Below are 12,568 nucleotides of genomic sequence, written 5' to 3' on the forward strand. Positions count from 1 at the left end.
CGTCCGGGCCCAGAGCGCTACTGCGCGCCGGCGTCCGCGCCGGCCGTGCTGCCGGCGGGCTGCGCCGGGCCGGGCTCGACGAAGCTGTACGGCGGCAGCGGCCCGTTGACCCTCAAATCCAGGTGGGCGTGGCTCTTGCGGATCTGCTCGGCGATGGCGAGGAACTCCTCGGCGGTGCTCCGGGGCACCAGGAACGAGACGTTCAGCAGCCAGCCGGTGGACTCGGGGCCCACGCTGACGGCGGAGGCGGCCGGTGCGAGCAGTCCCTGTACCTCCTGGGCGTCCTCGGCTTCCTTGGCCTTGACGGCGGCGGCGACCATCTCGCCGAGGCGGATCTTGTCGTCGTAGCTGCCACCGCCGGCCTGGCGGTTGGCTTCGGCGAGGGAGCGGACGTCGGCGTTCTCGGCCATCACGCGGTGCAGGACGGCTTCCTCGACGTGTGTGGCCTTGACGTTGTACTCGACCTTGCCGTCGAGTTCGCGCAGCCGTTCCAGGTAGTGCTCGGCCCGTTCGGTGAGTACCTGGGTGACGGAGTCGTCGTCGTCGGCGACGCTGCCGAACCGCATGGGCAGCACGCAGCCGCCGGCGCCGGCCTCGGCGAGCACGTTCTGGTGCGCGAGCAGGTCCCGGCGCTTGGGGCGCAGGTCCTCGGGTGCGTCACTGACGACGGCGGCCAGGTCACCGGCGGTGAGCACGCGGACGGCGCGTGGCGGCTCGCCCACTCCGGTCATGCCCTCGGGCAGCGCCGGGTGGGACCGGGCGGTGATCCCGTAGACGTAGGTGCTCACTCCTGCTCCTCCTTACGGCGCGCCGGGGCCTTCCGGCGCGGCCTGGACTCGGTCTCCCCTTCCTGGCGCGCCTGGTTGAAGGCGTCCGATATGGTCTGCGCGGCGCCGGACAGCGCGCCCTTGGACTTGCCGCGGGCGCCGGACTCGGTGATCTCGCCGACGAGGTCGGGCAGGCCCGGGCTCTTGTGCGGACCGGATTCCAGGTCCAGGCGGTTGCACGCCTCGGCGAAGCGCAGGTACGTGTCGACGCTGGCGACGACGACGCGGACGTCGATCTTCAGGATCTCGATGCCGACCAGGGAGACGCGGACGAACGCGTCGATCACGAGTCCTCGGTCCAGGACCAGCTCAAGTACGTCGTAGAGGCCGCTGCTGCCGCCTCCGCCTCCGGTCTGCTGTGCCGGAACAACAGTCATGCCGGCGATTCCTCCTCCTGCGTAGTGGGTGCACGGTCTGCGCGGACGGGGAGCGCACGCTGTGACTCAGCGGCCACCGCGCGCGTCGGCCCTGCCGCGTTCGTAGCGGCGGACACGCCGGTACCCGGTCAGCTGGCCGTCGGGGTCCAGCTCGACCTGGTAGCTCGCCATCAGGCTCATGGTGTCGGGGACCCGGGCGAGTTCCAGGACTTCGACCTCCAGGGACCAGCCGTCGTCGGTCTCCTCGAAGGAGGAGACGGATTCCGGGGCGAGGCCGGTGAGCTCGGCGAGCTGGCTGCGCGCCTGGCGCAGCACCTCCATGGGGGTCGGTCGCCGGCTGTGGGTCTCGCGGTGGGTACCGCCCTGCGTCTTGTGCGTGTTGTCGGAGTTCTGGGAGTGCTGAGAGTCCTGTGCTTTCTGTGAACTCTGTGAGCTTGAAGTGTTGTTTGTGTTCGACATGGCCACCTCTCCCCTGCGTGTGGCCGTTCCTCCCTTGGCCAAACCTCAGGAGCGCATGTCATCGAGACGGCGTCGGGCCGGGGCCAGGGAGCGGCCACGGTGGGGCAGGTCGCCCCACGGCTCCGTCCGGGCCTGGTCGACGGCGTCGGTGATGCTCCACCGGCGGGCGTCCAGTGCCGGATCGTCCACCTGCTTCCAGGCTAGGGGCACGGCGACCGGGGCGCCCGGGCGGGCGCGCACGGTGTAGGGGGCGACGGCGGTCTGGGCGTAGCCGTTGCGCTGTACGTCCAGGTAGAGGCGGCCGGCCCGGTCCTGTTTGCGGGCGGCGGTGGTGAGCCGGTCGGGGGCCCGGGAGGCGGCGAGCGCGGCGACGTCGTGGGCGAACCGGCGGACTTCGTCGAAGTCGTGGCGGCCGTCCAGCGGGACGACGAGGTGCAGGCCGCGTGAGCCGGTGATCATGGGTGCCGCGGGCAGGCCCAGGTCGTCCAGCAGCTCGCGCATCCGGTGGGCCGCGTCCCGGACGGCGGTGAAGTCGTCGTCTGCCGGGTCGAGGTCGAAGACGAGCCGGTCGGGGTGGTGGGGGCCGCCGGCCCGGTCGGTGCGGGAGAGCCAGCGGTGCAGGGTGACGCAGGCCTGGCCGGCGAGGTGGAGGAGGGTGGCGGTGTCGTCGCAGACGACGTGTGTGACGGTGCCGCCCTCCTTGGCGACCTGGACGCGGGTGATCCAGTCCGGGTAGTGCTCCGGGGTGTTCTTCTGCCAGAACCTCGGGCCGTCGATGCCGTCCGGGCAGCGTTCCAGGGTCAGCGGGCGGCCCCGCAGGTGCGGCAGGAGGTACGGCGCGACGGACCGGTAGTAGTCGGCGAGGTCGCCTTTGGTGTACTGCCCGGTGCCCCCGCGGCCGGGGAAGAGCACCTTCCCCGGCCGCTGGATCTCCACTGTGCGGCGGCCCGCCCGGATGGTCCGGGCGTCGCCGCGGGTCATCGTACGACCGCCTCCTCGACCAGCATCCTGGCCGCCGCCGCGATGGCCGTGGCGTCGATGCCGGCGGCGTGGAGCTGCTCGTCGGGTGCGGCGGAGCCCGGCATGGTGCGCACGGCGAGGCGGACCAGGCGGGGCACCGGCCGGCCGTCCGCGAACGCCTCGGCGACGGCGTCCCCGATGCCGCCCTCGGGGTGGTGGTCCTCCACCGTGAGCAGGCAGCCGGTCTCCTCGGCCGCCCGGTGCAGGGTCTCGGCGTCGACGGGCTTGACCGAGTACAGGTCGATGACGCGTACCCGGATGCCGTCCGCGGCAAGCCGGTCGGCGGCGGCCAGCGCCTCGGGGACGGTGGTGCCGGCGGCGACGACGGTGAGCCGGTCGTCGTCGGCGGAGCGCAGCGTCTTGCTGCCGCCGACGGGGAACTCCTCGTCGGGGCCGTAGAGCACCGGGGTCTTGCCGCGGGAGGTGCGCAGGTAGCGGATGCCGTCCAGGCCGGCCATGGTGGCGACGAGCCGGGCGGTCTGGTTGGCGTCGCACGGGTACAGCACGGTGGAGCCGTACAGGGACCGGAACATCGCCAGGTCCTCCAGGCCCATCTGGGAGGGTCCGTCCTGTCCGATGGCGACACCGGCGTGCGAGCCGACCAGGTTGAGTCCGGATCCGCTGATGGAGGCCATGCGGACGAAGTCGTGGGCGCGGGAGAGGAAGGCGGCGAACGTGGAGGCGTAGGGCACCCAGCCGCGTGCGGCCATGCCGACGGCGGTGGCGACGAGCTGCTGCTCGGCGATGTAGCACTCGAAGAACCGGTCGGGGTGCTCCTTGGCGAACTCCTCGGTGCGGGTGGAGTCGCCGACCTCGCCGTCCAGGGCGACGACGTCGCCGCGGGCCGTGCCGAGTGCGGCGAGGGCCTTGCCGAAGGCGTCCCGTGTGGCGATCTCGTCGCCCTGGTCGTAGCGGGGCAGCCGGACGGGCTCGGTGGTCAGGGAGCGCAGTGCGGCGGCGGCCTGCGGCTCGGAGACGCGGACGTGCAGGTCGCGGGGGCCGCCGAGTTCGGCGATGGCGTCCTCGGCCTCGGGCAGTGGCTTGCCGTGCAGGCCCTCGCGGTCCTCGACGGCGGCGACGCCGCGGCCCTTGAGGGTGCGGGCGAGGATCACGGTGGGCTGTCCGGTGGTGGACAGTGCCTCGCCGTAGGCGCGGTCGATGGCGTCGACGTCGTGGCCGTCGATCTCGATGGTGTGCCAGTCGAAGGCCTGGAAGCGGCGGGCGTAGGCGTTCAGGTCGTGGCCGTGGCGGGTGGGGCCGCGCTGGCCGAGCCGGTTGACGTCCACGATGGCGATCAGGTTGTCGAGGTTCTCGTAGCCGGCGTGTTCGGCGGCCTCCCAGACGGAGCCCTCTGCGAGCTCGCTGTCGCCGCACAGCACCCATACCCGGTAGTCGGTGCGGTCCAGCCGTTTCCCGGCGAGGGCGATGCCGACGCCGACGGGCAGGCCCTGGCCGAGGGAGCCGGTGGCGGTCTCCACCCAGGGCAGGCGGCGGGGTGTCGGGTGGCCCTCCAGCCGGCTGCCGATCGTGCGGAAGGTGAGCAGTTCGCCGTCCTCGATCGCGCCGGCCGCCTTGTACGCGGCGTACAGCAGCGGTGAGGCGTGTCCCTTGGAGAGGACGAAGCGGTCGTTCGCGGGGTGTTCGGGGCGCTCGAAGTCGTAGCGCAGGTGGTTGGCGAGCAGGACGGCCAGCAGGTCGGCGGCGGACATGGAGGACGTGGGGTGCCCGGATCCCGCGGCGGCGGACGCCCGCACGCTGTCCACGCGGAGCTGCTGGCCCAGTTCGGCGAGTTCGTCGGTGTTCATGTGTCTCCTCGGTCTCCTTGCGCTGGGTCGCGCCGGGCGGCGCTCAGTCGGATGCGTTCGGGCGGTCCGCGGGATCGCCCGGTCCGGTGGGATCGCCCGGTCCGGCTGATTCGGGGGTGTCGGCGCGCTTGACGGGGCCGGGAGCCGGATGGTCCGGGCCGCCCTCGGCCGGCTTCCCGGCGGACTGGTTCCCGGCGGGCTCGGCGGGCTCGGCGGGCTGGTTCTTGGCCGGTTCGCCGCCGGGCTGGTTCCTGGCCGGTTCGCCGCCGGGCTGGTTCTTCGCGGGCTCGGCGGGCCGGTTGTTCTGCCGGGTCATGTGTCGTCTCCTGTCTGGACGGACGGACGGACGGACCGACGGACGGACGGCCGGTCCGGTCGCGTCCGCCCGGTACCCGCGCCGGTTCGGGTGAGCCCGAGACCGACGGCGTCCAGCGGCACGGACCAGGCCCGCAGCAGGCCCGCAGCAGGCCCGACTGGACGCCATGGCACGGGAGTCGGCGTCCGGCAGCGGGCCGGCGGCGGTCCGGGGCGGCCGCCCAGGCCGACGGAGTCGTGGGCCGGGCCGGCCGGGGCGCGGGCAGCCCGGTACCCGGGGAAACCGGCGCCGGCGATCACCACGCGAGGTCGGCTCACGGTGCGCCTCCGGCGGTCGGGCTCCTCCGAGGTCTTCCGCGTAACCGGGGCAGGTGCACCCAAACGCCGGGCGGGTCACCCGTACGCCCCCGTGAGCACCCGTACGCCGAGCCCCGTCGGCACCCTCACGTCCCCGCCGGCGGGCGCCGTACCGGCGTTTCGCCCGGTCGGGCCCGGTTACCCGGCCCGGGAACGGATCAGCCGGCTTCGCCTCCGGAGGTTTTCCCATGCCCGAGTACGGCTATTTCCTGGCGTGCGAGGAGCACGACCCCGCTGCCCTCGTCGAACAGGCCCGGATGGCCGAGCAGGCCGGTTTCCAGGCGCTGTGGATCTCCGACCACTACCACCCGTGGAACGACGCGCAGGGGCAGAGCGCGTTCGTGTGGTCGGTGATCGGCGCGCTGTCGGAGGCGGTGTCGCTGCCCATCGAGACGGCGGTGACCTGCCCGACCGTGCGGATGCACCCGGCGGTCGTGGCGCAGGCCGCGGCGACCAGCGCGGTGATGACCGGGGGCCGCTTCCGGCTGGGCGTCGGCACCGGCGAGGCGCTGAACGAGCACATCCTCGGCGACCGCTGGCCCCCGACGCAGGTGCGCCTGGAGATGCTGGAGGAGGCGATCCAGGTGATGCGCCGGCTGTTCACCGGCGAGGAGGTCACCCACCACGGCACCCACTACACCGTGGAGAACGCCCGTCTGTACACCGTGCCCGACGAGCCCGTCCCGATCGACATCTCCGGCTTCGGCCCGAAGGCGACGGCGCTGGCCGCCCGGGTGGCCGACGGTTACATCACGATGATGCCGGAGGAGGAGATGGTCACCCGGTTCCGCAAGGGCGGCGGCGGGTCCAAGCTGGTCAGCGGCGGCACGAAGGTCTGCTACGGCTCCGACCGCGACGCGTGCGTCCGTACGGTGCACAAGCTCTGGTACAACGAGCTGCTGCCCGGTGAGATGGGCCAGGTGCTGCCCTCGCCCCGGCACTTCGAGCAGCTGCAGGAGCTGGTCACCGAGGACATGGTGCGGGACAAGACGGTGTGCGGGGACGACGTGGACGAGCACGTCTCGGCCCTGCGGGCGTTCGCCGACGCCGGGTTCGACCGGGTGTACGTCAACCAGATCGGGCCGGACCAGCGCGGTTTCTTCGACTTCTACCGGACGAAGGTGCTGCCGCAGCTGACCGGGTGAGCGGGAGCGTCCGGGAGGCAGGGACGAGGGGCGGGGCGGGCGCCCCGCCCCTTCGCTGTGGGGCCCTCGCTTCCTTCGCTGCAGGGCCCGCGCCGTCAGGCCCTGTGGTGCGGGCCGTCGGGGTCGAGGGGGGTCTCGGGCGGGGTCTGCGGCATCGGCGGGTACGGCATGCCGAGGCCGCTCGGCGGGATGCCCGGCGCGGTACCGCCGAGCACGCGGTGCGCGGAGTGGTGGTCGTGGTCGTGGTCGTGGCCGTGGCCGGAGTGGGCGGCGCCGCGCAGGGCGTACGCCACCACGCCCAGGAGCGCCGCGGTGATCAGTGCCGCGGCCCAGCCGGGCAGTCCGATCGCCAGGGCGAGGCCGACGGCGAGGGCCACCGCGCCGCCCGCGTACAGGGCGGCGGCGCCCGACGCGGCGTAGAGCACGGCGGTGCGGCGCCGCTTGCGCGACTGCTCGCGCAGTTCGTCGCGTACCGTCTCGCGAGCCACCTGAGCCAGTTCTTCGACGAGGTGCTTGTCCAGATGTTCCAGGTGATCAAAGCGGTCCATACACCTGCGGGTACCCGGCGTGCACAGGGGGTAACGCCGGGGGGGCAGCGGGCCGGCGGTGTCCGCACGGCGCGGCGGTCTTCGCGTGCGCCGCGCGGTTCAGCGCGGCCGGGCCGCTCCGCCGCGCATCTCCACGGTGAGGGCCCAGCGCTCGTGGTCGCGCCAGGCGCCGTCGATGTGGATCATGTCCGGGGAGAAGCCCTCCAGGCGGAAGCCGGCGCCCCGGGCGAGGGCGATGGAGGCGGCGTTGCCGGGCTGGACGTTGATCTCCAGCCGGTGCAGGCCCAGCGGCCCGAACGCGTACCCGATCACCAGCTCCATGCCTTCGCGCATCAGGCCCCGCCCGGCCGCGTGCGCGAAGGCGCCGTAGCCGAGGGCACCGCACTGGAAGCCGCCCCGCACGATGTTGTTGATGTTGATGAAGCCGGCGATGGCGCCGCTGTCCTTCTCGCACACCAGGAAGCCGGCCCGGTCCGGGTCCGCGACGAGCCGGCCGGCGTAGTCGGCGTACGCCTCGTCGCTGTCCGGCGGGAACAGCCACGGCCGGTGCAGGTCCTTGCTCTCCCGGGCACGTGCGGTGAACTCGGGGCCGTCCTCGGGGGTGAAGGGGCGGATGGCGACGCGGGGGCCCTCGGCGAGGCGGCTGGACGGGGGGTGCGGCATGCGGCCAGCCTACGGCGTCAGCGCAGCGCCGGCTCGTGCAGCGTCAACGTGCCGGTGTCCGCGTCGAGTTCGGCCGGCACCCCGAAGGGGATCGTCAGTGCTCCCGCGCAGTGGCCGAAGCCGGCGTTCTCCAGGACCGGCACCCCTAGTCCGCCGAGGCGGTCGGCGAGGACCGGTCGCAGCCGGTCGTAGTCCCCGCACCGCTCCCAGGAGCCGAGCAGCACCCCGCGTACCCCGTCCAGCCAGCCTGAGCGCAGGAGTTGGGTGAGGTACCGGTCCAGCCGGTACGGCTCCTCGCCCACGTCCTCCAGGCAGAGCAGTCCGCCGTCGGCGGAGGGCCGGGCGTGGGGGGTGCCGAGGCCGGTGGCGAGCAGGCTGGGGCAGCCGCCGAGGGTGACGCCGCGGGCGCGGCCGGGTAGCAGGGCGGTGCCGCCGGAGGTGACGGTGCGGACCGTCTCGGGGGCGAAGAGGGTGGCCCGCAGGTGGTCCTGGGCGCGGGCGTTCTTGATGAAGTCGATGCCGGCCGCCATCGGCCCGTAGAGCGTGACCAGGCCCAGGCGGGTGGCGATGGCCTCGTGCAGCACGGTGATGTCGCTGAAGCCGACGAAGACCTTCGGTCCGGCCGCGCGCAGGGCGTCCCAGTCGAGCAGGTCGATCATGCGCTGGACGCCGTAACCGCCGCGGGCGCACAGCACGGCGTCCACGGCGGGGTCGCACCAGGCGTTCTGGAAGTCGGCGGCGCGGTCGGCGTCGGTGCCGGCGAGGTAGCCGAACTCGGGGTGCCGGTCCAGGACGTGGGGGGCGGCCACCGGGTCGAGGTCCCAGCCGCGCAGCACGTCGAGGCCCGCCTGCAGCCGCTCCTCGGGCACGGGTCCGCTGGGGGCGACGACGGCGACGCGTGCGCCGGGGGCGAGCCGGTGCGGGCGCTGGAGTTCCTTCACGGGGTCAGCTTCACCTTCGGTGGCTGCGGTGCCGGCTGGAACCCGAACACCTGGGCGTACAGGGACAGTTCGGCCTCCAGGGCGCGGATCATGGTATCGGCCCGGCGGAATCCGTGGCCCTCGCCCTCGAAGGTGAGGTAGGCGTGGGGCACGCCCCGGCCGGTGACCCGGGCGAGGAAGCGTTCGCACTGGGCGGGCGGGCAGATGACGTCGTCCAGGCCCTGGAGCAGCAGGAAGGGCACGCTCAGGCGGTCGGCGTGCGCGGTCGGGGAGCGTTCGGCGTACCGGCCGGGTACCTCGGCGAGCGGGCCGATCAGTGATTCCAGGTAGCGGGACTCGAAGTCGTGGGTCTCGCCGGGGCCCCAGGTGGCGAGGTCGAGCACCGGGTAGACGATGGTGCCGCAGGCGTAGACGTCGGTGGTGGTCAGGGAGGCGGCGGCGGTCCAGCCGCCCGCGCTGCCGCCCCGGATCGCCAGCCGGGCGGGGTCGGCGGTGCCTTCTTCGGCGAGGGCGCGGGCCACGGCCGCGCAGTCCTCGACGTCGACCACGCCCCACTGCTCGCGCAGCCGCTCCCGGTAGGCGCGGCCGTATCCGGTGGAGCCGCCGTAGTTCACCTCGGCGACCCCGATGCCCCGCGAGGTGAAGTAGGCGATCGCCAGGTCCAGTACGAGCGGCGCCCGGCTGGTGGGGCCGCCGTGCGCCCAGAGGACGTACGGCGGCAGTTCGCCGTCGGGCGCGGTCCGTGCGGGGTGGTGGGGCGGGTGGATGTGGGCGTGCACCTCGCGGCCGTCCGGGCCGGGAAAGGTGCGGGTTCGCGGCCGCGGGTAGTGGGCGGGGTCCACGGGGTCCCGGTGCCGGGCGCCGATCACGCGGGCGCGGCCGGTGGTGGTGTCCAGTTCGACCACTTCGTATGCGGTCCGCGGGCCGGCGGCGACGGTGACGGCGCGGTGGCCGTGGGTGGCGAGGGTGGGGCTGTATTCCGTCCACGGGCCGGCGGCGTCGGCCAGCTCACCGGATGCTGTATCCAATATCCCGAGTACGGTCGACCCGCGACCGTGTACGACCGCCAGGAGACCGTCGTCCAGCGGCGCGAACCAGCGCAGTCCCAGCTGCCACAGCGGCCCGCCGAACTCCTCCTCGCGCGGGCAGAGCGGGGTGCCGTCGCGGTAGAGGTTCCACCAGCCGCTGCGGTCGCTCGTGTACAGGATGCTGCCGTCCGCCGACCATTCGACCTGTGCGACGGCTTCGTCCGGTCCACCGGCGACTGTCTGCGCGTCCGTCAGCCGGCCGTCCTCTGCCACCGCGGCGACCAGCAGTTCCGTCCCGTCCCACGGCATCCGCGGATGGTCCCAGGCCAGCCATGCGGCCCGCCGGCCGTCGGGGGACAGCCGGGCGCCGGTGACGAACCGGTGCCGGGGTTCGGCCAGTGCGCGGACGGCTCCCCGGTCGCCGGCGGCCGTGCCGTCCAGCGGTACGGCGGCCGGGAGGCGCCGTACGTCGTCGGGGCCGTCCCCGGTGTACTCCTCCAGCACGCACCACACCTCGCCGCGGGCGTGGTCGAGCCGGGGCTCGGCCCAGCGCAGGCCGCGGCCCGGCGGGGAGGCGGGGGTGAGGGGGACGGGCTCGCCGCCGGGCTCGTACCGGTACAGCCGCTGGTCGGCGAAGTGCACGAAGACGATCAGCGGCCGGCCGTCCCGCACGGTCCCGGTCCAGGGCCGGCCGCCGTACTCGATGACGCGGCTGCGTACGTTCCACGGTGCCGGCAGGACGGACTCCTCGCGGCCGTCGGTGTGCCGCCGGACCAGGGCGCGGCGGCCGCCTTCGGCGGGCCGGGGTGCGGTCCACCAGATCTCGTCGCCGACGAAGTCCACCCACTCCGGCCGTCCGTCGTGCGCGGCGGCGAGCGCCGCGTCGATGGGTGACGGCCATGAGCCGTACGGCGATCGCAGCATCCGCTCCCCCACCGTCTAGGCCGTCCGCAGGAGGCGGTCCAGGACCCGGACGCCGAAGTGCAGCGCCGTCACGGGTACCCGTTCGTCCACGCCGTGGAACAGTGCCTGGTAGTCGAGGCCGGCGGGCAGCTTCAGCGGGGAGAAGCCGTAGCCGGTGATGCCGAGCCGGGAGAACTGCTTGGCGTCGGTGCCGCCCGACATGCAGTACGGCACCACGTGCCCGTCGGGGGCGAACTCCTGCACGGCGGCCCGCATCCTGGCGAAGAGCGGCGCGTCCACCGGTGCTTCCAGGGCCGCTTCGCGGTGGGTGAACTCCCATCGGACGTCCGGGCCGGTCAGTTCGTCCAGGGTGGCGGTGAACTCCTCCTCGGTGCCGGCCAGGTAGCGTCCGTCGATGTGGGCGACGGCCTCGCCTGGGATGACGTTGACCTTGTAACCGGCGTCCAGCATGGTCGGGTTGGCGCTGTTGCGGACGGTCGCCTCGACCAGCCGGGCCGCGGGGCCGAGTTTCTCCAGCAGCCGGTCGGTCTCCCGGAAGTCGGCGTCGATGCCGTAGAGGGCGGCGAGTTCGGTGAGGGCGGCCCGTACGGTCGGGGTGAGCCGCAGCGGCCACTCGTGCTCGCCGATGCGGGTGACGGCGGCGGCGAGCCGGGTCACCGCGTTCCGGGTGTTCACCCTGGAGCCGTGTCCGGCGCGGCCGTGGGCGGTGAGCTTCAGCCAGGCGGTGCCCCGCTCCCCCGCGGCGATCGGGTAGATCTCCCGGCCGGACCCGTCGTGGAAGGTGAAGGCGCCCGACTCGCCGATGCCCTCGGTGCAGCCTTCGAAGAGTTCGGGGTGCCGGTCGGCGAGGAATCCGGAGCCGTCCTCGGCGCTGGCCTCCTCGTCGGCGGTGAACGCGAGGACGAGGTCGCGGCGGGGCCGGACGCCCCGCCGGGCCCAGGAACGGACCACCGCGAGGATCATCGCGTCCATGTTCTTCATGTCGACGGCGCCGCGTCCCCACACCACGCCGTCGCGGACCTCGCCGGAGAACGGGTGGACGTGCCAGTCGGCGGCCTCGGCGGGTACGACGTCGAGGTGGCCGTGGACCAGCAGCGCGTCGGCGGACGGGTCGGTGCCCTCGATGCGGGCCACCACGTTGGTGCGGCCCGGAGTGCGTTCCAGCAGCAGGGGTTCCAGGCCGGCGCCGGCCAGCCGTTCGGCGGCGTACTCGGCGGCGGGCCGTTCCCGGCAGTCGCCGCCGCCGCGGTTGGTGGTGTCGATGCGGATCAGGCCGGAGGTGAACTCCACGACCTCGTCCAGGGACAGCTCGTCGGCCTGCTGGTCAGCCATACTGCTCCTCCACGGCGGCTGAGACGATCGTGGTGACCGCCTTGAACGTCCTGATCCCCTCGTACATCGTGGCGCTGGTGTACGCCACCTTGCGTTCCGCGATCCGTGCCACGCCGGGGACGACGGTGGCGGCCATGGCGAGGTGTTCGGCGTCGAACTCGACGGCGACCGTGAAGGGTCCGGCGTGCACGGGTTCGTGACGGACCGCCAGCCGGGCCGCCTCCTTGGCCGCCGCGCGGATGTCGGCCGCGGTCCTGGCCGGGGTCCGGCACACGGCGGCGTACCGGGAGACGTGGTCCTTGACGGCGACCTTGGGTGCCTCGGGTGCGTAGCCGAGGGCGTCTTCGCAGGCGATGTCGTCGCCGGTGACGAGGACGACGGGGACGCCGTACTCGGCGACGACGTGTGCGTTGAGCAGACCCTCGCTGGCGCGGACGTCGTTCAGCCACACCCCGGTGATCTGGTTGGCGAGGTAGGTGTGGGCGAGGACGCCCTCCATGCCGGCGCCCGCGTGGTAGCCGACGAACGCGATGCCGTCGACGTCGGCGTGCTGGACGCCTTCCACCATGGACAGCGCCTTGTGCCGGCCGGTGAGCATCTCCACCCGCTCGTCCAGCCGCTCCAGCAGCAGGTTGCGCATGGTCCAGTGGGCCTCGTTGACCAGTACCTGGTCGGCGCCGCCGTCGAAGAAGCCTTCCACGGCGGCGTTCACGTCGGAGGTGAACATCGACCGGCACCGCTCCCACTGGGGCGTCCCCGGCAGCACGTCGGCGGGCCAGGTGACGCCGGTGGCACCCTCCATGTCGGCACTGATGAGGATCTTCATG

The 12,568-nt window shown here is 73.4% G+C and carries 13 protein-coding genes; 1 reads left to right on the forward strand and 12 read right to left on the reverse strand.

Features of this window, described 5'->3' with window-relative positions; translation table 11 throughout:
* Positions 1 to 17 precede the first annotated feature (17 nt).
* The 6 genes from IG05_RS0127755 to IG05_RS47105 form a co-directional block, all read right to left on the reverse strand.
* Positions 18 to 788, reverse strand: a complete 771-nt coding sequence (locus IG05_RS0127755) for a GvpL/GvpF family gas vesicle protein (protein ID WP_030346747.1) — start codon at positions 786 to 788, stop codon at positions 18 to 20.
* Positions 785 to 1,204 carry a gas vesicle structural protein GvpA gene (locus IG05_RS0127760; RefSeq protein ID WP_030346748.1) on the reverse strand — a complete coding sequence of 140 codons (420 nt, stop codon included), beginning with the start codon at positions 1,202 to 1,204 and terminating at the stop codon, positions 785 to 787. The genes IG05_RS0127755 and IG05_RS0127760 overlap by 4 nt, the downstream gene beginning before the upstream one ends.
* 66 nt (positions 1,205 to 1,270) lie before the next feature.
* Entirely contained in the window at positions 1,271 to 1,663 is a 393-nt protein-coding gene (locus IG05_RS45760; RefSeq protein WP_078894521.1) for a gas vesicle protein, read from the reverse strand.
* A gap of 45 nt (positions 1,664 to 1,708) precedes the next feature.
* Positions 1,709 to 2,644: a non-homologous end-joining DNA ligase gene (gene ligD / locus IG05_RS0127770; RefSeq protein ID WP_030346750.1), complete on the reverse strand. Its 936-nt coding sequence runs from the start codon at positions 2,642 to 2,644 to the stop codon at positions 1,709 to 1,711.
* Positions 2,641 to 4,488 carry a transketolase gene (locus IG05_RS0127775; protein ID WP_030346751.1) on the reverse strand — a complete coding sequence of 616 codons (1,848 nt, stop codon included), beginning with the start codon at positions 4,486 to 4,488 and terminating at the stop codon, positions 2,641 to 2,643. The genes ligD and IG05_RS0127775 overlap by 4 nt, the downstream gene beginning before the upstream one ends.
* A 43-nt stretch (positions 4,489 to 4,531) precedes the next feature.
* The gene (locus IG05_RS47105) at positions 4,532 to 4,804 is read right to left on the reverse strand and encodes a hypothetical protein (RefSeq protein WP_030346752.1); all 273 of its coding nucleotides are present in this window, start codon (positions 4,802 to 4,804) and stop codon (positions 4,532 to 4,534) included.
* A 544-nt stretch (positions 4,805 to 5,348) separates the two neighbouring features.
* On the opposite strand from IG05_RS47105, the gene IG05_RS0127785 reads away from it, so the two are divergent.
* Entirely contained in the window at positions 5,349 to 6,305 is a 957-nt protein-coding gene (locus tag IG05_RS0127785) for an LLM class F420-dependent oxidoreductase (protein WP_030346753.1), read from the forward strand.
* Between the two features lie 95 nt (positions 6,306 to 6,400).
* On the opposite strand, the gene IG05_RS0127790 is transcribed toward IG05_RS0127785, so the two are convergent.
* The 6 genes from IG05_RS0127790 to IG05_RS0127815 all read right to left on the reverse strand — a co-directional run bounded on the left by IG05_RS0127790 (position 6,401) and on the right by IG05_RS0127815 (position 12,567).
* Positions 6,401 to 6,853 (reverse strand): phage holin family protein, encoded by a 453-nt coding sequence (locus IG05_RS0127790; RefSeq protein WP_030346754.1) that lies wholly within the window; start codon positions 6,851 to 6,853, stop codon positions 6,401 to 6,403.
* Positions 6,854 to 6,952: 99 nt separating this feature from the next.
* The gene (locus IG05_RS0127795; protein ID WP_030346755.1) at positions 6,953 to 7,516 is read right to left on the reverse strand and encodes a GNAT family N-acetyltransferase; all 564 of its coding nucleotides are present in this window, start codon (positions 7,514 to 7,516) and stop codon (positions 6,953 to 6,955) included.
* 17 nt (positions 7,517 to 7,533) lie between these two features.
* Positions 7,534 to 8,457, reverse strand: a complete 924-nt coding sequence (locus tag IG05_RS0127800) for a S66 peptidase family protein (protein ID WP_030346756.1) — start codon at positions 8,455 to 8,457, stop codon at positions 7,534 to 7,536.
* A complete protein-coding gene (locus tag IG05_RS0127805) occupies positions 8,454 to 10,409 on the reverse strand; it encodes a S9 family peptidase (RefSeq protein WP_199808393.1) in 1,956 nt (651 codons plus the stop codon). Before IG05_RS0127805 ends, IG05_RS0127800 begins: the two co-directional genes overlap by 4 nt.
* A 15-nt stretch (positions 10,410 to 10,424) precedes the next feature.
* Positions 10,425 to 11,741: a M20/M25/M40 family metallo-hydrolase gene (locus IG05_RS0127810; RefSeq protein ID WP_030346758.1), complete on the reverse strand. Its 1,317-nt coding sequence runs from the start codon at positions 11,739 to 11,741 to the stop codon at positions 10,425 to 10,427.
* Positions 11,734 to 12,567, reverse strand: a complete 834-nt coding sequence (locus IG05_RS0127815; protein WP_030346759.1) for a M55 family metallopeptidase — start codon at positions 12,565 to 12,567, stop codon at positions 11,734 to 11,736. The genes IG05_RS0127810 and IG05_RS0127815 overlap by 8 nt, the downstream gene beginning before the upstream one ends.
* Position 12,568 lies beyond the last annotated feature (1 nt).

Origin of the sequence: Streptomyces sp. NRRL S-1022 (genome assembly GCF_000720135.1) — a bacterium.
In the GTDB taxonomy this organism is placed as follows: domain Bacteria; phylum Actinomycetota; class Actinomycetes; order Streptomycetales; family Streptomycetaceae; genus Streptomyces.

What these genes read in the sequence shown, in the direction of transcription:
- IG05_RS0127815 (WP_030346759.1), bottom strand. Translation starts at nt 12,567, where the DNA reads ATGAAGATCCTCATCAGTGCCGACATGGAGGGTGCCACCGGCGTCACC.
- IG05_RS47105 (WP_030346752.1), bottom strand. Translation starts at nt 4,804, where the DNA reads ATGACCCGGCAGAACAACCGGCCCGCCGAGCCCGCGAAGAACCAGCCC.
- IG05_RS0127805 (WP_199808393.1), bottom strand. Translation starts at nt 10,409, where the DNA reads ATGCTGCGATCGCCGTACGGCTCATGGCCGTCACCCATCGACGCGGCG.
- IG05_RS45760 (WP_078894521.1), bottom strand. Translation starts at nt 1,663, where the DNA reads ATGTCGAACACAAACAACACTTCAAGCTCACAGAGTTCACAGAAAGCA.
- ligD (WP_030346750.1), bottom strand. Translation starts at nt 2,644, where the DNA reads ATGACCCGCGGCGACGCCCGGACCATCCGGGCGGGCCGCCGCACAGTG.
- IG05_RS0127775 (WP_030346751.1), bottom strand. Translation starts at nt 4,488, where the DNA reads ATGAACACCGACGAACTCGCCGAACTGGGCCAGCAGCTCCGCGTGGAC.
- IG05_RS0127760 (WP_030346748.1), bottom strand. Translation starts at nt 1,204, where the DNA reads ATGACTGTTGTTCCGGCACAGCAGACCGGAGGCGGAGGCGGCAGCAGC.
- IG05_RS0127785 (WP_030346753.1), top strand. Translation starts at nt 5,349, where the DNA reads ATGCCCGAGTACGGCTATTTCCTGGCGTGCGAGGAGCACGACCCCGCT.
- IG05_RS0127795 (WP_030346755.1), bottom strand. Translation starts at nt 7,516, where the DNA reads ATGCCGCACCCCCCGTCCAGCCGCCTCGCCGAGGGCCCCCGCGTCGCC.
- IG05_RS0127790 (WP_030346754.1), bottom strand. Translation starts at nt 6,853, where the DNA reads ATGGACCGCTTTGATCACCTGGAACATCTGGACAAGCACCTCGTCGAA.
- IG05_RS0127810 (WP_030346758.1), bottom strand. Translation starts at nt 11,741, where the DNA reads ATGGCTGACCAGCAGGCCGACGAGCTGTCCCTGGACGAGGTCGTGGAG.